Origin of the sequence: Bradyrhizobium diazoefficiens (genome assembly GCF_016616885.1) — a bacterium.
GTDB lineage: Bacteria > Pseudomonadota > Alphaproteobacteria > Rhizobiales > Xanthobacteraceae > Bradyrhizobium > Bradyrhizobium diazoefficiens_F.
Genome location: NZ_CP067102.1, coordinates 5,790,189 through 5,808,991, shown reverse-complemented (window position 1 = coordinate 5,808,991; position 18,803 = coordinate 5,790,189). Strand labels below are relative to the sequence as shown.

The following is an 18,803-nucleotide window of genomic DNA, read 5'->3' as shown; positions in this document are numbered from 1 at the left end:
GAGACCTGGCGTTGGGCTCGCAAGACCGCAACAGGCTGCCGAGAGAGCCGCCCTAATACGTAATCTTCGGCGACAGCTTCTTGGCCTTGGCGATGATGTCGCCGACCGACTTCTCGGAAGGAAGGATGCGGACGAGCTTTTTCCGATCGTTCGCCTCGCGCATGCTCTGCGCCAATCTTGCCGGATTCCGATAAGAGAGCTCGCGCACCGTGGTGACGCCGGCGGCGCGGACCAGTCCGACCTTGGCCCGGCCCATGCCGGGAATGCGCATGTAGTCGGAGACGTTGGCCCACTCCAGCAACAGTTGCTCGCTGATGCCGGTCCGGGCCGAGAGCGCCTTGCGGCCCTTGGCGGTGCTCGCGGCTTCCAGCAGCGCGTCGGTGGTGCGGATTCCCTGCGCCTTCAACTTGTTGGCGGCAAAGGCCGGCAGGCCCTCAATCTCGGAGATCGAATATGTCATGATGCTCAATATGAAATGCGTCGCTCAGGCGAACTGGCTGAGGCCCGGCGTGCCTGCGATGATCTTGCCCATCTGATCCGCTCCGATTTTGTCTCGACCGAAGCGAAAAAGTTCACGGGCAATGGTCTGGATATCGGACATGCCAAGCCCCAGGCCCATCAGGCGGGTGCCGACGGCCATCAGGCCGCCGCCCATCAGCCGCGACAGTCCACCGCCGCTCTTGGACGCTTCGATCGCCCCTTCTGCACCAGGGATCTGGTCGATCAGGGCCTGCACGATGTCGGAAGGACCTTCGCTGCGGAGGAAATTCAGGATGATGCCGACGGTCTTTTCAGCCACAGCACTATCTATGCTGGCGTTTGCTGCCAGCCGTCCGATCAGCTCGTCCATATGGGCCTGCCCCTCAGCCGGTTCACATGCCGGAGATTATTTTCGAGGAATGATCTTGATCCGGTGCGATGTGAAATACAAGCGATGAACGCACGCAACGTCCAATTCAGTCTCGATGGTGCGCAAAGTGTTGCAGCGATGCAAGATCAAAGAAGAAATCCGTGAAAAATTGCCGCGGTGCGAATGGTATCGCTCCGACTTTTGGCGCATGCCGCGCGCGTCATTTCCGACAATGTCGCATGTCAATGCCGCCTTGAACGGTTTCAATCGGCTCGCGACATGCGCTAAACTGCGGAACAGGCGGGCTCGAGTTTCAATACGCGAAACTAACGATAGAGAGAGTGATGACGGCGCAGGACAATAAGCTCGGCGATACCGACGACAAGATCTTCGTCGGCAAGGGAGACGAGCAGGCCTGGCTGACGCTGGCGCTCGCCAATCGCCATGGCCTCGTCACCGGCGCGACCGGAACGGGCAAGACGGTCACGCTGCAGGTGATGGCGGAAGGATTTGCGCGCGCCGGTGTTCCGGTGTTCGCCGCCGACATCAAGGGCGACCTCTCCGGTATCTCCGAGGTCGGGGAGGCAAAGGACTTCATCGTCAAGCGCGCCACCGAGATGGGAATGACGTTCCAGCCCGACCAGTTCTCGACGGTGTTCTGGGATGTGTTCGGCGAGCAGGGCCATCCGGTGCGGGCCACCATCACCGAGATGGGGCCGCTGCTGCTGGCGCGCATGCTCGATCTCAACGACGTGCAGGAGGGCGTGCTCAACGTCGCCTTCCGCGTCGCCGACGACAACGGCCTCGTCTTGATCGACATGAAGGATCTGCGGGCGTTGCTGGATGCCATTGTGCCCGACAGCGGCAAGAAGGGGCCGGATGCGGACGAGGATCCGCTCGCGCCGATCCGGAAGGCGGCGCAGGGCTTCGGCAACGTCACCAAAGCCACCATCGGCACCATCCAGCGCCAGCTGCTGGTGCTGGAGAACCAGGGCGCCACAAAATTCTTCGGTGAGCCGGCGCTGACCTTGAAGGACTTCATGAAGACCGATCGCGACGGCCGCGGCATGGTCAACATCCTCGTCGCCGACAAGCTGATGCAGAGCCCGCGGCTTTACGCGACATTCCTGCTGTGGATGCTGTCGGAGCTGTTCGAGGAATTGCCCGAGGCCGGCGACCTTCCCAAGCCCAAGCTGGTGTTCTTCTTCGACGAGGCGCATCTGTTGTTCAACGACGCCCCGAAGGCGCTGATGGACAAGATCGAGCAGGTGGTCCGCCTGATCCGCTCCAAGGGCGTCGGCATCTATTTCGTCACGCAAAACCCCATCGACGTGCCCGACCGCGTGCTCGGGCAAATGGGCAACCGGGTGCAGCATGCATTGCGCGCCTTCACCCCGCGCGACCAGAAGGCGGTCGCCGCCGCGGCCCAGACCTTCCGGCCCAACCCGAAGCTCGACACCGCCAAGGTGATCATGGAGCTCGGCAAGGGCGAGGCGCTGGTGTCGTTCCTCGAAGGCAATGGCACGCCGGCGATGGTCGAGCGGGTGCTGATCCGCCCGCCATCGGCCCGCATCGGGCCGATCAGCCCGGAGGAGCGCAAGGCGATCATGGATGCGAGCCCGGTCAAGGGCAAATACGACACTGCGATCGATTCCGAATCCGCCTATGAAATTCTGCAGAAGCGCATCGCCGGCACCGCGGCGCCGGCCGATGGCCAGGCGGGTGGAGGCGGTGGCGGCATCCTCGGCCAGATCGGCTCGATCGTCGGCACCATCTTCGGCACCAACACCGGACGTAACCGGCTGACGACGGGACAACGCATCGCGCGCGACGTCACGCGCACGGTCACCGGCAAGGTGGTCGGCGGCGTCGTGGCCGATCTCGGCAAATCGATCGGCGGCCAACTCGGCGGCTCGGTCGGCCGCGCGCTCGTCCGCGGCGCGCTCGGCGGATTGCTGCGAAGGTAGGCAGAACGCCCGGTTGCGGGCCGGTGTCCGCAGCGCCGCTCCCTTGGCCGGGAAGCGGCATTTTCAGGTACAAATTCGGGTGAGGGGGGCTCTCCAAGTGCCGGTCCGTCTGCTACCTGCTATGTGTTTCCGGTTGGACATAATGTGACCTCATCGAACTCATCAGACAAACCAGGCGCGCTCAGGACCTTGTCGCTGCGCGCGCCGCTCGATCTGCTCTTCCTGTTCTGCTGCCTTATCCTCACGGCCGATGTCCTCGGGCCGGAGATTTTCGGCCGTGGCAAGACCAAGGATTACGCGCTGTGGTACTGGGCCGGGCAGCAGGTGCTGCATGGCGGCCCGCTCTATCCCAGCGAAATGGATCACCCGTTCGAGTTCATCTATCCGCCGCTGCCGGCAATCCTGCTGGCGATCCCGAGCTGGTTCGGCAAGATCCCGCTCTACATCGTGCTGTCGATCCTGAATGGGGTGGCGTGGTGGTACACGAGCATTCTCTCCAATGCCATGACCGGCTCGGACCGCCAGCCCGGCCCGTGGCTCGAAGCGCTGCCGGCGGTCGCCACCGTGACCTTCGTGTTCGACATGTTCGATCTCGGTCAGCCGAACCTCGTTCTGTTGGCGATGATGCTCTACGGCTTCTGGAGCCTGCAGCATCGGCGGTCCTGGTTCGCAGGCTTCATGTTCGCGCTTGCCACCGCCATCAAGGTGTTTCCGATCGCGGTGCTGCCTTATCTGGTTTGGCGGAGGCAATGGGCGGCAGTCGCCAGCATGATCGCCTTCATCGGCGTCCTGCTCTACATCGTGCCGGCGCCGATCCGTGGCTTCGAGCGTAACGCCGCCGAGCTCAACACCTGGTACCAGGGCATGATCGGCTCAAGCTCGGAAAAGGGTTTTGGCCAGCGCGACGAGCAGAACTGGTCGTGGGTCAACCAGTCCATCATCGCGGTGACGCACCGGCTGGTCCGGCCGATCAACTACAATCTGGAGGATCCCAGCAAGCCGGTGCAGACGATGAATGTCATCGACGTCGACTACAAGACGGCGAACTGGATCGTGATCGCGGTATCGGCGTTGCTCGGGCTCGGCTTCGTCGCGGTCATGCCGTCACAGCGGCGGCGAACGGCGCGCTCGGATGCCGAGGAGCTCGCCATCCTGTTCTGCCTGATGACGGTCGCGTCGCCACTGGCGCGACAATATTACTTCATGTGGCTGTTCCTGCCGATGACGGTGCTGATGCATCGGGCGGCCTTCGATGTGCGGCCGAATGTGCGGCTGGGAACCTGGCTCGCGCTTGGCGCGGCCGGCATCCTCATGCTGCTGTCGCTGCCACTGTTCCCCAAGACCATCCAGGCCTGGGGCAACAACCTCGTCGCCACGGCGCTCCTCGCCGTTACGCTCGCCTGGCACATCCGGCATCCGCCGGTTGTGGCTAGCTCCGACGCCGCGGCGGGGCTAAAACCACAACCATCTTGAGACTTGAAAAGTGGGACATCCGGCCATGGCCAATGCGCAGCTTCAATCCGTGCTCGACCACATCGACAAGGACTTCGATAACAGCCTCGAGCGCCTGTTCTCGCTGTTGCGGATCAAGTCGATTTCCGCAGATCCCGCCTATGCCGCGGATTGTAAGGCGGCGGCCGAGCATCTGGCCAAGGACATCGCGAGCCTCGGCGTCGCCACTGAGGTGCGTCCGACCGCCGGCCATCCCGCCGTCGTCGGCAAGGTGAAAGCGGGCGGACGGCCGCATGTAATCTTCTACGGCCATTACGACGTGCAGCCGGTCGATCCGCTCGAGCTCTGGCACCGTCCGCCGTTCGAGCCCGCCGTCGCCGATCATGCCGACGGCCGCAAGATCATCGTGGCGCGCGGCGCCGAGGACGACAAGGGCCAGGTGATGACCTTCGTCGAGGCCTGCCGCGCCTGGAAGAAAGTCACGGGCTCGCTGCCGATCGACGTCACCTTCCTGATCGAAGGCGAGGAGGAGGTCGGCTCGAAGAATTTCGTGCCGTTCGTCGAGGCCAACAAGGACGAGTTCAAAGCCGACTACGTGCTGGTCTGCGACACCGGCATGTGGGACCCGGAAACGCCGGCGATCACCACCGCGCTGCGCGGCCTGCTCTATGAAGAGGTGAAGATCACCGCCGCCAGCCGCGACTTGCATTCCGGCGTGTTCGGCGGCACGGCGATGAATCCGATCCGGTTGCTGACCAGGATTCTCGGCGGACTGTTCGACGACGACAACCGCATCACCATTCCCGGCTTCTATGACGGCGTGAAGGACACGCCGCCGGAGATCCTGGAGCAGTGGAAGAAGCTCAACTTCACGCCGGAATCGTTTCTCAAGCCGGTCGGTCTGTCGATCCCGGCTGGCGAGAAGGGGCGGTTGATGGTCGAGCAGGCCTCCACGCGTCCGACCTGCGACGTCAACGGCATCTGGGGCGGCTATATCGGCGAGGGCTCCAAGACGGTGATCCCGTCGCATGCCTCGGCCAAAGTCTCGTTCCGGCTGGTCCAGGGGCAGGATCCCCAGAAGATCCGCAAGGCCTTCCGCGACTACGTGACTGCCCGGATTCCCGGCGACTGCAAGGTCGAGTTCGGCGACCATTCCGCCGCACCCGCCGTTGCGCTCGACTGGAACATGAAGCCGCTTGCGGCGGCGAGGCAAGCGCTGACCGAGGAATGGGGCAAGGAGACCGTGCTGATGGGCTCCGGCGCCTCGATCCCGATCGTCGCCGATTTCAAGCGCGCGCTTGGGCTGGATTCGCTGCTCGTCGGCTTTGGCCTGGACGACGACAACATCCACTCGCCGAACGAGAAGTACGATCTGCGCAGCTTCCAGAAGGGCATCCGCTCCTGGGCGCGGATCCTCGCGGCGCTGGCGGAAGTGAAGTAGGGGCACGAAAACTCTATCCTCGTCATTGCGAGCGAAGCGAAGCAATCCAGAATCCCTCAGCGGGCGCAGTCTGGATTGCTCACATGGGGATTTGGTGTGTCAAGGTGGTAGTTCAGCTTTTTGTTCGATTGCAGCCAGCTCTTCGTCCCGACCATGGGGCCCTTCGGATGGCGCGCGCAGATCGAGTCAAGGTCGGCCCGTAGGGCCGCCGCGAAGCGGCTTGACCTTGACTTGAGCGAGCACGCCATCAGGCTTTGGTGGTCGGGCGGATAACTCCTTGTCGTCAGGCGATCTCAGGTTCGAGCCAGTTTTGACAATCTGGTTTTGCTTGCCAGATCAAACTCACATTCGGTCGTCGCGTGATAGCGACAGCACCAACATTCCGCTTGCGGCGGGCAGGCTCGAGAGGACGAGGCCATTCTTCGTTGCGGCGTTTGAAGCCATGCAATCCATCGGTTCGTCCACCCGGATCGGCCGAGGTTCGATCGGACCTCGGCAGATTGGTTTTGAGGTGGTGAAGAGGGCTCAGGCGGCAGGCTTCATCACGGCCCCCTCGATCACGACGCCCTGGGTGACATACTTCCACAAGGCAACCAGCAGCTTGCGCGCCAACGCCACGATCGCGCGCTTGCGGCCGCGCTGGCTGTTGGCCTTGAACCATTGGGTCAGAGCCGATTGGGGCTGGTGGCGTATCCACAACCAGGCGAGCTGGATCATCGTGGTTCTCAGCCGCGGATTGCCGGCCTTCGACACGCCCTGCTCGCGCTCGATACCGCCGCTGCGCCATGGCGTGGCCGCAAGCCCCGCATAGGAGGCGACCTGGCGGCGGTTGGCAAACTGGCGCCAGAAGGCTTCCGTCCAGAGAACGGCAGCGAAGTTCGGGCCCAGGCTCTTCAGGCCGAGCAGCATGGTGACCGGGTCCGATGCAGCCTTCTCGCCGGTTGGCTTGCTCGCCGTCAGTAGCGCCTCTTGCTCGCGCTCCACCGCCGCGATCTGCTCGAGCAGCAGTTCGAGCCGGGCGAGCTCGCGGCCGACCTGCGCCTTCAAATGCTGCGGCAACGGGCGCCCGTCCCCGGTGCGCAAGGCCTCGAGCCGTGCCTTGCGGTCGCGCCGCAGCGGCACATAGCCGGATATCCCTTGTGCAAACAGCAGCCCCTTGATCCGGTTGACGTGCTCGATCCGCTCCGCGATCAATGTCCGCCGCTCGCGGCAAAGTCGGCGGCGATCCTCGTCCTCCGGTGAAGGAGCAACCACCATCGCGCAGACCCGCGGCTCGCCGCGCTTGTAGGCCAGAAGCGACCGCAGCAGCGTCTCGCCATCGAGCCTGTCCGTCTTGGCCCGCCGGCGCCGGCGCGGCGTCGCGATCGAGGCCGGATCGACCACGTGGCTTTCAATGCCCTCCTGCTGCAAAGCGCGGTGAAGCCAGAACCCATCCAGTCCAGCCTCCTGGATGGTGATGATCGGATAGTTCTCCCCCGTTCGGGCCAGGGCCTTCTGCTTCAGCTCTGCAAACAGCTTCAAGAGCGCCGCAATATCACCGGCCTCCACGCTGTGTCTGGACATCTTCTCGCCCTTGCCGGGCGACAGCGAGGTCACCAGCCATGTCGAGCGGCTCAGTTCCAATGACACAAAAATTGCGCCAAACTGCGTGCGGATAGCGGCCGGTCCGTCGGAAGGATGATCGAGCAACATCGTCGTCTCCAGGTTGAATGGATTTAGCAACCTCAGTCTGGCCTCAGATCTGGTCGCTATCCACTCCCCATGGAATCTTCGTCGCGCCAGCGCAAAATTGCTACGCAATTTTGTCGCGGGCTCCTCGCAATGACGGCGGGGCCGAAAATAAAAACGCCGCCCGGAATTGGGCGGCGTTTCATTCCAAAACGTGCAGAGGTCGTTGAGGTCTACCCTACACGAAATCCCGCAAATTTCAAGAGCGGTAGCCCGGGAGCTCGCGGTCGAGCTTGCGCAGCAGCGGCGGCCACACCAGGTTCGTCGCACGCAGCTCGGCGCGGTCGCGGTTGGCGAGCAGCTCGGTGTTCTTCTCGATCGCGATCTCCTCGACCGGATAGACCGGCGTGCCCAGCGCGCGGGTGCGCACCTGCATTGAGCAGGCGCGCTCGAGATGGTACATGCGCTCGAAGGCGGAAGCGACCGAGCGGCCGACGGTCAGCGTGCCGTGGTTGCGCAGCAGCATGTGGTTGTGGTCGCCGAGGTCCTTCTGCAGCCGCGGCCGCTCGTCGTGATCGAGCGCGATGCCTTCATAGTCGTGATAGGCGAGGTCGTGGGTGACGAGCTGGGCGGTCTGGTTCAGCGGCAGCAGGCCTTCGGCGCTGCTCGACACCGCGGTGCCGTCCAGCGTGTGGAGATGCAGCACGCAGATCGCGTCCTCGCGCACCTCGTGGATCGCCGAATGGATAGTGAAGCCGGCCGGGTTGATGCTGTATTCGCTCTCGCTGAGCTGGTTGCCGTGCAAATCCACCTTGACCAGGCTCGAGGCCGTGATCTCGTCGAACATCAGCCCGTAGGGGTTGATCAGGAAGTGATGGTCGGGGCCGGGCACGCGCGCGGAGATGTGGGTGTCGACCAGATCGTCCCAGCCGTACAGCGAGACGAGACGATAGCAGGCGGCGAGATTGACCCGTTGCTGCCACTCCACCTCCGTCATGTTCGACGGCACTTCCTTCAGGCGCGCTTCCGCTGGTGACATGGCAAATCTCTCCGAACCTCGTTGTTGCGGAGAGGGAGCCTAGCCTCGCAAACGGCGGGCAGCAAGGCGCGTCAAGCGCGGCAGTTCAGCGTCGTCCGCATGCTGGTCCGCCGTAGCTCGAAGAGCGAAGGCGGAAGCCGACGGCTCAGGAGAAGAATTTTACGGCGCCGGGATCGACAGCAGGCTGGAAATGCTGCGGCCGCGGATGTCATAGACGCGCGCGAACACCACGTCGTCGCGCTTGATCTCGACCATCACCGGCGCGGTCAGGCCCTTGCAGTAGAATTCGCCGAGCGTCATGGCGAAATCGGCCGCATTGGAATCCCAGCCGATGGTGAAGTCGGGGCCGAGCGCGACCTGGGCCGGGCGCTGCGGACCGCACACCGCGACCTTCCATTTGCGATTGCGCGGCGGCACTTCCTGGCGCTCGACGAGCTGCTCGCGCAGTTCGTCGGAGGCTTGCTTCAGCGCGAGGCCCCAATAGTCCAGCATGAAGCGGTCGTCGGCGGCGCGCACCGTGCCGGCGATGTGGTTGAAGTGGGTGTATTGATAGGGATGCAGCCGGACCATCTCGGCAAGCGGCAGCGCCAGGCCGAAGCAGAACACGGCGAGCACGGGCGGCTGCCAGGCGCGGTGGCTGGCGCGCAGGCGCTCCATGGTCCAGGCGAAGGCAACGCCGCCGAGCACCGCCATCGGTGGGATCACGAAGACGAAGTGGCGGATACCGTTATAGAGCGCAGGACGCTTCACCATCGCGATCGCGAGCGGCAGGGTGGCCGCCAGCGTCAGCATCAGCAGGATGGTCTTGCGGCGCGCCGGAACCTCGCGACGCGGCAGCATCGCGAAGGTGCTGAACACGGCGCCCGCCATCAGCACCAGCATCACTTCGGGCAGCTGCAGCGCGAACAGCGTCGGCAGATACGACCAGGGCATGTCGGGAACGGACACGATCGCGCCGTCGAACATCTCCTTCCAGGGCTTCTCGAAGAAGTGCGAGAAATAGGTCAGAGCCTCGAAAGGATTGCCGGGCTCCATGATCGACCACGGCCAGATCAGGCCCATCACGAGATAGCCGAACGCGAGGCCGGGCAGCAGCACGTAGACGACATGGGCGAAACGGCGGATCGCCTCGCGCGCGCCTTCGGTGCGCAACTCCTCCAGGAACAGCGGAAGGAAGCCGATCATGGCGTAGACCAGCGAAAGGCCGCCGAGAATGCGGGTGCCGAGCGAGAGGCCGGCGCCAAGGCCGACGATCAGGATCGTGCGCGGCGAGAGTTTGGGATATTCCTCGGCAAGCCGCACCAAGCCGAGCATCAGGATGATCATCGCCACCGCGAAAGGCGCATCCTTCGGGTTCATGAACATGTGGCCGTAGAAGATCGGGCAGAGCGCCAGCAGCAGCAGCGCGCCAAGGCCAGCAAGCGGTCCGCCGACGCGCCGGCCGAGCCGCCACGTCACCGCAAGCCCGATCACGCCGACGACCGCGCCGACCAGGCGTCGCGTCTCGAACAGCTCGAGCGGGAGAATCTTGTGCAGGAGGGCTGCGACCATGTCGAAGCCGCCGCCATACATATAGAGGTTGGCGAAGGACAGCGCCGCGGTGTCCCTGAAGCCGGAACCGAACATGCGCAGCAGCAGGTCGGCATATTCGGCGTGGGTGTAGTCGTCCCAGCCGAGCCCGTAGTCGCGGAAGGTCAGGCCTGCGATGACAGCGACGGCAGCCAGCACCAGCATGGCGAGATCGTCGCAAGTCCGTTCAACCGAGCGCCCGAGAGGCGTGTCGATTGCCGAAGTCGTGATGGATGTCATGGCTATTGGTGACCCGGAATCCCCTCTTGGCCCTGCTGGCGCGCGCGGGCCTGTTCCCCGGAATCCCTATAGCGCAGTTCCATTACCAAGTAATTGGGCATTATGGCTAAATTCCTGATGCGACGCAGCAATTTCCAGAAATTCGGAGTACATGAGAGCTAGCGGACCGATGCTGAAGGGAATGTGAATAAGTCCCTGATATCCTTCCCCTTAGGAACAGCGCGGGCAATTGGTCGTTGGCGAGGAACGCAGTATGACGGTATCGTGGCGTAGCAGCGGGTGTCGCGCGCGGATGCGCGACCGGGGGTGTGTTCGATGAGCGTGGCATTGTTGATTGCAGGGATTTTCGCCGTGGTGGCGGGCCTCCTTGCGGTCGCTTTTGGCTATTCGATCAGGGATTTCAGCCTCGGCAGCACGCTCATAACGAGCGGAACGATTGGCGTCTGCTCCGGAATGTTACTGGTCGGCCTCTACGTCGTGCTGCTCGAGTTGCAAGGCATCGCCCGCCGGCTGGCCGGGACGGCCGCAGCGTCGGAGGTTCGCGTGAGGCCGGTGCTGCCCCCGGGCCTCGCTGCGCCTGGCGCGGCTGCGCTGGAGCCGGCTCCGGCGATGCGGGCCGATCCGCAGCCATCGCCGGCCGCGCCGCCATGGCAGGCCGAAGCGCCCGCACGCGAGCGCCCGCGGGCCGAGGCACCGGCCGAGCCGGAACCGCCTCAGCCCCCGGCCGCCGCGCCGGAGGCGCCGCGCCGGCGCAACCTGATGTTCGCCTCGAGCTCGCGCAAGGAGCGCGAGCGCGCCGAGGCGAAGGCTGTGGAGGGCGCGCCGCCGCAAGCACATGCCGAGCCCGAGCATGCCGCGTTTGAAGCTCCGCCGGCGAACTTCGACGATGCCTGGCCGAAGCCGGACCGCGCGCGCCCGCCGGAGCCGCCCGCGGCGCGTCGCCCGCCGCCGCCACGGCCGGCGTCGACCTTCGAGCCTGTTACACCTCAGCCTGCCGCACCTCCACCGGTACCCGAGCCGCCGCCGGCAGAACAATCGCCGGTGACGGTGCTCAAATCCGGCATCGTCGACGGCATGGCCTATTCGCTCTATTCCGACGGCTCGATCGAGGCGCAGATGCCGGAGGGCATGATGCGCTTCGCTTCGATCGACGAACTGCGCGCCCATCTCGACCAGCGCGGCTGAAGCTTCGCTAGGGTCAAGTAAAGCCTCGCAATTGTTGCCGCGAGATCAGTAATCGGTTGATATTTTCCAGTCGTCGTATTTCAGCCAAACGTATTGTTGACAGTGAATACTTCACCGCCGCCAATGCACCGCGACGCAATCGGATAGGAGAGAGGTCGAGCCCATGTCGGATGCCGGGGCGAAGAATTTCATCGAGCTGACGGCGAGCATCGTGTCGGCCTATCTCAGCAACAACCCGACGCCGGCCGCCGAGATTCCGAACCTGATCAGCCAGGTGCACGGCGCGTTGACGCGGGTGTCGTCGGGCCGCGTCGAGGCGCCGCTCGAACCGGCAAAGCCCGCGGTCTCGCTGAAGAAGTCGATCGCGCCGGACTATCTGGTGTGCCTGGAAGACGGCAAGCGCTTCAAGTCGCTGAAGCGCCATCTGCGCACCCAGTACAGCATGACGCCCGAGCAATATCGCGAGAAATGGGGCCTGCCGGCCGACTATCCCATGGTCGCGCCGAACTACGCGGTGGCGCGTTCGCAACTGGCGAAGAAGATGGGCTTGGGACAGCAGCAGCGGAAGCGGAAGTAGAGGCGCGCCCAGTTTCGTAGGATTTCGTAGGTGGGCAAAGGCGCCCTTGCGCCGTGCCCGCCCTACGAGAACATCTCACGACGCTTCCGCGAGCGCCTCTTTCGCGTCGGTCTTGATGCGCTCGACCATCGAGCGCAGGCCGTTGGAGCGCTGCGGCGTCAGATGGTCGCGGAAGCCGAACTCGTTGAACACGGAGATCGCGTCGGTCTCGATGATCTCCTGCGGCGTGCGGCCGGAATAGAGCGCGAGCACGATCGCGACCAGCCCGCGCACGATATGCGCGTCGCTGTCGCCGCGATATTTCAGGATCGGCGCGCCATGGCCGCGATCGACCAGCTTCCGGAGCCAGACCTGGCTGACGCAGCCCTGCACCTTGTTCTCGGCCGAATGTTCTTCCTCGGGCATCGGTTCCAGGGTGCGGCCGAGCTCGATGACGTACCGGTAGCGGTCGTCCCAGTCTTCGAGCAGCTCGAAATTGTCCCTGATGTCGTCGATCGTCGTCATGATGGCCCGTGTTCCCGTTCAGGCTAATATAGGGACGGCGGCTGCCGAAATCGATAGGATTTGGGCCTTAATTCGCCATCTCCAGTCCGCGCCATTCCAGCGCGAGGTCGTCCTGGGTCAGCGTGTCGCGCGGCGCTTCGGTCGCGGCGGCGTCGCCTTCACCGGCGATCGCGATCGAGCCGGTGTGGTCGGGCGCTTTCTTGTCGGTCTTGTCGGTCTTGTCGTTCTTCTCGAGCTGCTCTTTCTTGTCGTTGATGATCTGGTAGATCTTCTTCGCGCCGTCCTGTGCCCGCTGGCCAATGATGGTTGCGGCCTGTCCGCCGACCTCGCAGGCCGCCGGCTGACGCTTGCAGAACTGGCTCATGTCGGAGACGGCCGCGGTCGCAGCCTGTACCGCGTCGGCAGCGCCGATCTGCGGCAGCTTGTCCGATTCGGGCGTCTTGTCCCGCGGCAGGAGCACCAGCACCAGCCCGAGCCAGAATGTGATGCGGAGCAGAAAGCGCATCTTGCGACCTGTATGTTAGATCCCGCCGCGGGCGATCTCCGCGCGACGCCGGACCTAGCAACTCTCGATAAATCGCAAGTGATTGCCTTCCGCTTAATTCGTAGAGAATTTGCGCAAGAATCTTCGCAGATCATGGTGTCGTAAATTTTCGATTGATGCGGGTGCCCGTGGTGCTCCTGGCCCCGCGCGTCCACCAATTCGAAACCATGAACGGCGCGGCGAAACCCTGTGTTCACCATCCCCGATGATGACATCGCCAAATCGCCTAAAAATCTCCGCGATGACGCGGTGGCGCGCCGCGGGCCGGACCGCCTTAGCACTCGTTTAAGGTCGCTCTGACACGTTGGCTCAACGACAAGGAGGCGTTCCGGCACGTCTTCAACGACGATTGAGCCGAAGCGCGAGACCCGTGACAGTTTTGAGTATCATCCGCGATTGTCTCGATGCGCTGCTGCATCCCTCCGCGCGTTACGATGCGCTGATGCGTGCGCGCCATCGGGCTTTCATGGCGCCGCGGCTTCTCGGAAGCCTGGCCGCCTTTGCCGCATTTCCCGTTTATCTCGTCCTGCGTGGCGCGCCGAGCGCGATCGAGGTCGCGGCCTTCGCCTGGCTGATCGCGCCGATCCTGTTGTCCTGGTTCCTGTCGCGCACCGGCCGCTACGAAGGCGCCCATGTGCTGTCGTCGCTGGCACTCGCCGGCCTGATCATGGCGATCGCCGCCACGACCGGCGGTATCGAATCATTCGCCGCGATCTGGCTGGTCGTGATTCCCTTGGAAGCCGCGCTGTCGGCCTCGCGCCGCGTCGCGGCTTTTGCCTCGCTGCTCGCGCTGTCCTGCGCGGGCCTGTTGATCCTGGCCAGCCAGCTTGGCTGGCTGCCGGCCGGTGACCTCAGCGCACCCGAGCGCGGCGCGATGACGGCGTTTGGCGTCGCCTCCGCAACGCTCTATGCCGCGGGCCTCGCCTTCGGCGCCGAGTCGCTCGCGCGCACCAGCGTCGCGTTGCTCTCGCGCGAGGAGGAGCGCTATCGCCTCCTGGCGCGCAACATGAGCGACGTGATCTCGCGGCATCAGCGCAATGGCGCGGTGCAGTTCATCTCGCAGGCCGCGGAAGCCATGCTCGGCATGCCGGTCGCGCAATTGCTTGGCCATGGCCTGTTCGATCGCGTCCATGTCGCCGATCGCCCCGCCTATCTCACCGCGCTCTCCGATGCCGCGCGCGGCGACGTTCGCAGCGTCGAATTCCGATTGCGGCGCGAGCCCACCGGTTCCGAACGGGGCCAGATCGACTTCATCTGGGTCGAGATGCGCTGCCGGCCGTGCGACCAGGATCAGCGCCGCGACGTCACTGCCGAGCTCGAGGTCGTCGCCGTGATGCGCGACGTCACCGATCGCAAGCTGTCCGAGCAGGCGCTCGATCAGGCCCGCAGCGCGGCGGAAGCCGCCGACGCCGCCAAGACGCGTTTCCTCGCCACCATGAGCCATGAGCTGCGCACGCCGCTCAACGCTATCATCGGCTTCTCCGAGATGATCGCGCAGGAGCAGACCCTGATGCTGGCAGCCAGCCAGCGCAAGGAATATGCCGAGCTGATCCACGCGTCCGGCCAGCATCTGCTGTCGGTCGTCAACGGCATCCTCGACATGTCGAAGATGGAATCGGGCAATTTCGAGATTGCGTCGGAGCCGTTCGCGCCGCGCGCCTCGCTGATGCATTGCTGCAATCTGCTCGCGCTCAAGGCGCGCGAGAACGGCATCGATCTCATCACCGATGCGCCGCAGGATCTGCCTGTCATGACCGGCGATCCGCGCGCCTTCAAGCAGATCGTGCTCAATCTCGTCGCCAACGCCGTCAAGTTCACCGAGCGCGGCGGCCAGGTCACGGTGTCCGCGGCGGCATCGGCCTCGCAGCTCACGCTGCGCATCAGTGACACCGGCGTCGGCATTGCGCCTGACGATCTCAAGCGTATCGGTGCGCCGTTCTTCCAATGCGGCAAGACCTATGAGCGCCGTCACGAGGGCACCGGCCTCGGCCTTTCGATCGTGAAGAACCTCGTGGCGTTGCATCTCGGCGAATTGACGGTACAAAGCAAGCTCGGCGAGGGCACCGCCGTCACGGTCAAGCTGCCGCTGGTCTACACGCCGCCGCAAGCGAAGCCGACGGAAAGCAAGATCGCGACGCTGACGCCGGTGCTGCGTCAAGAACTTCAAGACCGACCTCAGGACCAACCTGCTCTGGTGAAGAAAAGTGCCTAGAAAGTCTGCAAAGGACGAAGCTCCTCCGCGCCGCCGTGGCGCCAAGGGTGGTGCTAAGGCCGCGGTCGTCGATGTCGAGACCGAGCGCAATCTGGTGATGCGTGTGCTCTTGCACAGCCCCAAGGACACGCTGGCCGGCCTGGTCGCCGCCGCGGCCATCAGCGCCATCGTTGCAAACGCGCTGTTCCTGCAGACCGGCCGGCACCCGGCGCCGATGTTCGGCACCGTGATCAATCTTCCCGCGCCGTCGTCGGTGTCGCTGTCCAATCCGATGCCGCGTCCGCGTCCCGTCGGCGCCGATACGTCGCCGCTCGAGCCGAAAGCAACCGAGTTTCGCGTCGAGCCGAAGCCGGCCGAGAAGGCGCCGGAGAAGCCCGCCGAGACGACGGCCTCGACGCCGCGCGCCGGCGATCCCATGACCAATCTGGTGATCAAGGCCACGACACCCACGCCGGCACCGTCTGCGGTGGCTGTCGCGCGGCCGCCGGCGCCGATCCCGATGCAGCAGAGCCCGGCGGCGCGCCGCCTTGCCGGCGTGCAGCGCGCGCTGTCCGAATATGGCTATGGGAATTTGAAGATCACGGGCACGATGAGCGGCGAGACCCAGTCCGCAATCCAGACGTTCGAGCGCCAGCACAAGATGCCCGTCACCGGCCAGGTGTCGGACCGCCTGTTGCGCGAACTTGCCGCCGCGATCGGCCATCCCGTCGAATAAGCGTCGTCGTTGCGCCAAGCCTGCAAGCTGAACGCCTGAAGGCTGGTGCTGATTGCAGCACTGGCCTATCGTGCGCTCATGCGTTTGAAATCGAATATCTGGGTCTCTGCCTACTTGCGCCGGTGCCAGACCGAGGGCGTGTTCGGCGCGGTGCGCCGTCGCGGCGCCGAGGAGGCGGGTGCGGTGTTCGTCAAAGTGTCGCTGCTCGACGGCAACGCAATGCTCTACGTGCCGGCGCCGCAGACCTCTTATGACAACGGCCGCCCGGTCGATCGTTTCTTTGTGCCGGCCGCGCCGCAGCCGCTGCCGGAGCCTGCGGTGGAAGATCGCCTGACCAAGGAAGTCCGCTTCGATCCGGATGCCTGGATCGTCGAGACCGAGGACCGCGCGGGGCGGCATTTCCTCGAACTGGCGAAGACTTAACGCTCCGGCGACCCGCCTGAGCCCGTACGCACCGCCGGGCTCGAGCCGGGCTGCACGCTTGGCCGCGTCTGGCTCGCGCCTGCGCGCGCACGCTGGCGGTCGCTGTCGTGCAGCGACGGCTGGTACTTCGCGCGCGTGACGGCAAGCGTCGAGCCGCGCCAGGCGGCGAGCATCACCAGCGCGGAGCGGTCGCTGAGGCGATCATAGAGCCGCGACAGCCGGTAGACCGCATCCACCGAGTTGCCGATCTCCGGCTTGAAGAACAGCAAGATGCGCTGGAAGTTCGGGCTCGGCATGTCGAGCGTGCGGGCGGCAATTGCGAGCGCCTCGCCGCCGGCATCGTCGACGATCTGGGCTGCGACGCGCGAGGGCAGGATCAGGCTGTCGCCGAGCTCGAAGGTGAAGTTCTCGACATCACCCGCGATCGCCGCCATCTCCAGGATCTGGATCGCGCGCTTGGCGCGGACGGTCGGAATCCGCGGCGCGGCCTTCAGCGGCGTCTGCGCCAGATTGTGCAGGATCAGCGCGCGCTGGCTCGCATCGGCGCCGAAGAACATATCGTGGATCTCGGCGGCTTCCTTCGGCTGCATCGCCATGTTGGCGGCCATGCGCTGCTCGGCATCGGTCGGCGTGCGGGAAGGCGAGGGGGCGATTGCTGCACGCGGGATTTCGCGCGCCAGCGGCACCCGGCGGCCTTCTTGCGCCGCGACCAGCCCGAGTTTCTGCAGCACCGGGACCGGCGTTTGCGGATAGATCGCGAGCCGCGCCTTGACGGCAGCGCGCGTTGCATCGTCGACCTGGTCGATCAGCCGCGTGGCGAGCTCGATGAATTGCCGCTGCTCGTCGTCGCTGTGGGTGGGCGCCTGGACATACAGGTCGGTCAGCACCCGCAGCAGCGTCGGACGAACATCGACGCCCTCGCGGCGGGAGAGTGTCATCAGCCCGTCGAATCCGGGAAACAGCGACTTGGTCATGGAGGCGTACGCAACTTGGGAGAAACTGTTGCCTCAGCCTATCAGGGGGCCGTTTAAAGCCTCGTTAAGGAAAACGAGGTGTGAAGCAAACCCGCTCAATTCAGCCCTTCCCGTGCCGCAACGGAACGATTGGGCCGGCCCGTGCGGCTACGGTTCAAAGGCCATGTTTACACCCCGTTAACCATAAACTGATCCTAATGACCCCCAATGTTGCAGGGGCGCATTTTGTCGCGCGGCAATTGAGAGAGCTGACATGGGGACCATCATTGAATTTCCGGCCGGTCGCCGGGTGGGCTCGTCGGGGGACGTCACACCGCGCGCGGACACGGGGACGATTCTGATCCTTCCCGTCATCCGGATCGAGCGCGATGCGGACGAAACCAGCGGCGATCATGGGCCGGAAGCGGGCACAGCGCCGGGGCGCCGTCGTCGCCGCCGCTAAGTTCCGGCTTTTGCAATGCCGGACTCCATCCGCCAGATCCGCACAATCGTATCGGCCATCCTCCTCGTAGCTGTAGGCGCGTCGCTCGCTGCCTGCAGCGGCGGTGATTTCGGCCGCACCCGCGCCGACATGCGCAGCGACGACATGCATCGCTGGCTCGGCGCCGAGGTGACCTCCAGCCTCGGCCTGAAGCCGTCGCAATTCCAGCTCACCGACGAAGAGCGTCAGCTTCGCGATCTCGCCTATCCCATGATCGAGCCGCCGCTGTCGCGGCCGGCCTGGAAGAGTGTGTTCGGCGACTACAAGGCGTTGCCGTCGCCGTGGCGGCAGAAGATCGTGTTCGACCGCACCAGGTATGGCCGCACGCTGATCGACGAGCCGCATCGCTCGCATTCCTCGCGCTATGCGCAGCTGATCGAGGACGTGCGCAACGACATCACCCGCTTCGAGCCGTTCTTCGCCAGCGCCATCCGCGTCATCGATCTCGACAAGAAGCGCGAGGCCAGCATGGCGCGCGTCTCGGCGCTGTCGCCGCAGGAAAAGGCCGACGCCGTCGAACGCATGCAGGAGAACTCGCTGATCGTCCAGTGGGTGCAGCTATCGCTCGAGCAGCGTGTCTCGTCCTATCGCTGGGCGCTGGAGCGGCTGGTGATCCAGGCGCCCGACGGCATGGCTGCGGATGCCGATCGCCTGATCGGCGAGCTCGCCGCCCAGACCACCAATCCGCCGGTTGCCTCGCAGCCCGTCTATGGGCGCGCGGTCGTCTCGAAGGGCTGACGGCGGATCGTGTCCCGAAGACGTGGGGCGCGCGGTCAGTATTCGCGGCCGAGCCTGGGTGCCGCGGCAGTCCTGGCTTGACCCGGTCAGGAGCCGAATAGCCTGCGCGAGCCCATCCGGAATGCGCGCCGCGGGAGCCGCTGTTCGCCGCCGTTAACCCTCTTGGGTATTTCGACACCCACCGATTGGTGATTGTGCTCCCGAGCGAGAGGGATAGAATTGTC

18 protein-coding genes are annotated in these 18,803 nt (G+C 64.7%); 10 read left to right on the top strand and 8 right to left on the bottom strand.

What is annotated here, in order from left to right; all coding sequences use genetic code 11:
* Positions 1-52: 52 nt before the first annotated feature.
* Positions 53-460, bottom strand: a complete 408-nt coding sequence (locus JJC00_RS27070; protein ID WP_200474255.1) for a DUF4332 domain-containing protein — start codon at positions 458-460, stop codon at positions 53-55.
* 24 nt (positions 461-484) lie between these two features.
* The gene (locus tag JJC00_RS27065) at positions 485-850 is read right to left on the bottom strand and encodes a DUF2267 domain-containing protein (RefSeq protein ID WP_200468903.1); all 366 of its coding nucleotides are present in this window, start codon (positions 848-850) and stop codon (positions 485-487) included.
* A gap of 344 nt (positions 851-1,194) precedes the next feature.
* On the opposite strand from JJC00_RS27065, the gene JJC00_RS27060 reads away from it, so the two are divergent.
* The 3 genes from JJC00_RS27060 to JJC00_RS27050 all read left to right on the top strand — a co-directional run bounded on the left by JJC00_RS27060 (position 1,195) and on the right by JJC00_RS27050 (position 5,710).
* Positions 1,195-2,817 (top strand): helicase HerA-like domain-containing protein, encoded by a 1,623-nt coding sequence (locus JJC00_RS27060; protein ID WP_200468902.1) that lies wholly within the window; start codon positions 1,195-1,197, stop codon positions 2,815-2,817.
* A 144-nt stretch (positions 2,818-2,961) separates the two neighbouring features.
* On the top strand, positions 2,962-4,290 hold the full coding sequence (locus tag JJC00_RS27055) for a glycosyltransferase family 87 protein (protein WP_200468901.1): 1,329 nt from the start codon (positions 2,962-2,964) through the stop codon (positions 4,288-4,290).
* 25 nt (positions 4,291-4,315) lie between these two features.
* Positions 4,316-5,710, top strand: coding sequence for a M20/M25/M40 family metallo-hydrolase (locus JJC00_RS27050; RefSeq protein WP_200468900.1), 1,395 nt, complete (start codon positions 4,316-4,318; stop codon positions 5,708-5,710).
* Between the two features lie 525 nt (positions 5,711-6,235).
* Here JJC00_RS27050 and JJC00_RS27045 read toward each other — a convergent pair.
* The 3 genes from JJC00_RS27045 to JJC00_RS27035 form a co-directional block, all read right to left on the bottom strand.
* Positions 6,236-7,402: an IS110 family transposase gene (locus tag JJC00_RS27045; RefSeq protein WP_200467696.1), complete on the bottom strand. Its 1,167-nt coding sequence runs from the start codon at positions 7,400-7,402 to the stop codon at positions 6,236-6,238.
* Between the two features lie 235 nt (positions 7,403-7,637).
* Complete coding sequence (locus JJC00_RS27040) at positions 7,638-8,417, bottom strand: class II aldolase/adducin family protein (protein WP_200468899.1); 780 nt, start codon at positions 8,415-8,417, stop codon at positions 7,638-7,640.
* Between the two features lie 159 nt (positions 8,418-8,576).
* On the bottom strand, positions 8,577-10,226 hold the full coding sequence (locus JJC00_RS27035; protein WP_200468898.1) for a glycosyltransferase family 39 protein: 1,650 nt from the start codon (positions 10,224-10,226) through the stop codon (positions 8,577-8,579).
* Positions 10,227-10,541: 315 nt separating this feature from the next.
* On the opposite strand from JJC00_RS27035, the gene JJC00_RS27030 reads away from it, so the two are divergent.
* Positions 10,542-11,411, top strand: coding sequence for a DUF308 domain-containing protein (locus tag JJC00_RS27030; RefSeq protein ID WP_200468897.1), 870 nt, complete (start codon positions 10,542-10,544; stop codon positions 11,409-11,411).
* A gap of 163 nt (positions 11,412-11,574) precedes the next feature.
* Positions 11,575-11,988: a MucR family transcriptional regulator gene (locus tag JJC00_RS27025; protein ID WP_200468896.1), complete on the top strand. Its 414-nt coding sequence runs from the start codon at positions 11,575-11,577 to the stop codon at positions 11,986-11,988.
* 75 nt (positions 11,989-12,063) lie between these two features.
* On the opposite strand, the gene JJC00_RS27020 is transcribed toward JJC00_RS27025, so the two are convergent.
* Positions 12,064-12,492, bottom strand: coding sequence for a SufE family protein (locus JJC00_RS27020; RefSeq protein WP_200468895.1), 429 nt, complete (start codon positions 12,490-12,492; stop codon positions 12,064-12,066).
* Between the two features lie 67 nt (positions 12,493-12,559).
* Entirely contained in the window at positions 12,560-12,997 is a 438-nt protein-coding gene (locus JJC00_RS27015; RefSeq protein ID WP_200468894.1) for a DUF5330 domain-containing protein, read from the bottom strand.
* 409 nt (positions 12,998-13,406) lie between these two features.
* Here JJC00_RS27015 and JJC00_RS27010 point away from each other — a divergent pair, with 409 nt between their 5' ends.
* From JJC00_RS27010 to JJC00_RS27000, 3 genes are all read left to right on the top strand, one after another.
* Positions 13,407-15,248 carry a PAS domain-containing sensor histidine kinase gene (locus JJC00_RS27010; protein WP_200468893.1) on the top strand — a complete coding sequence of 614 codons (1,842 nt, stop codon included), beginning with the start codon at positions 13,407-13,409 and terminating at the stop codon, positions 15,246-15,248.
* Positions 15,241-15,963 carry a peptidoglycan-binding domain-containing protein gene (locus JJC00_RS27005; RefSeq protein ID WP_200468892.1) on the top strand — a complete coding sequence of 241 codons (723 nt, stop codon included), beginning with the start codon at positions 15,241-15,243 and terminating at the stop codon, positions 15,961-15,963. Before JJC00_RS27010 ends, JJC00_RS27005 begins: the two co-directional genes overlap by 8 nt.
* A 78-nt stretch (positions 15,964-16,041) precedes the next feature.
* On the top strand, positions 16,042-16,386 hold the full coding sequence (locus tag JJC00_RS27000) for a DUF1491 family protein (RefSeq protein ID WP_200474254.1): 345 nt from the start codon (positions 16,042-16,044) through the stop codon (positions 16,384-16,386).
* On the opposite strand, the gene JJC00_RS26995 is transcribed toward JJC00_RS27000, so the two are convergent.
* The gene (locus JJC00_RS26995; protein ID WP_200468891.1) at positions 16,383-17,360 is read right to left on the bottom strand and encodes a DUF2336 domain-containing protein; all 978 of its coding nucleotides are present in this window, start codon (positions 17,358-17,360) and stop codon (positions 16,383-16,385) included. The genes JJC00_RS27000 and JJC00_RS26995 overlap by 4 nt on opposite strands.
* 253 nt (positions 17,361-17,613) lie before the next feature.
* On the opposite strand from JJC00_RS26995, the gene JJC00_RS26990 reads away from it, so the two are divergent.
* Both JJC00_RS26990 and JJC00_RS26985 read left to right on the top strand, forming a co-directional pair.
* Positions 17,614-17,802: a hypothetical protein gene (locus tag JJC00_RS26990; RefSeq protein ID WP_200468890.1), complete on the top strand. Its 189-nt coding sequence runs from the start codon at positions 17,614-17,616 to the stop codon at positions 17,800-17,802.
* 15 nt (positions 17,803-17,817) lie between these two features.
* Positions 17,818-18,579: a hypothetical protein gene (locus JJC00_RS26985; RefSeq protein WP_200468889.1), complete on the top strand. Its 762-nt coding sequence runs from the start codon at positions 17,818-17,820 to the stop codon at positions 18,577-18,579.
* The last annotated feature ends 224 nt before the right edge of the window (positions 18,580-18,803 follow it).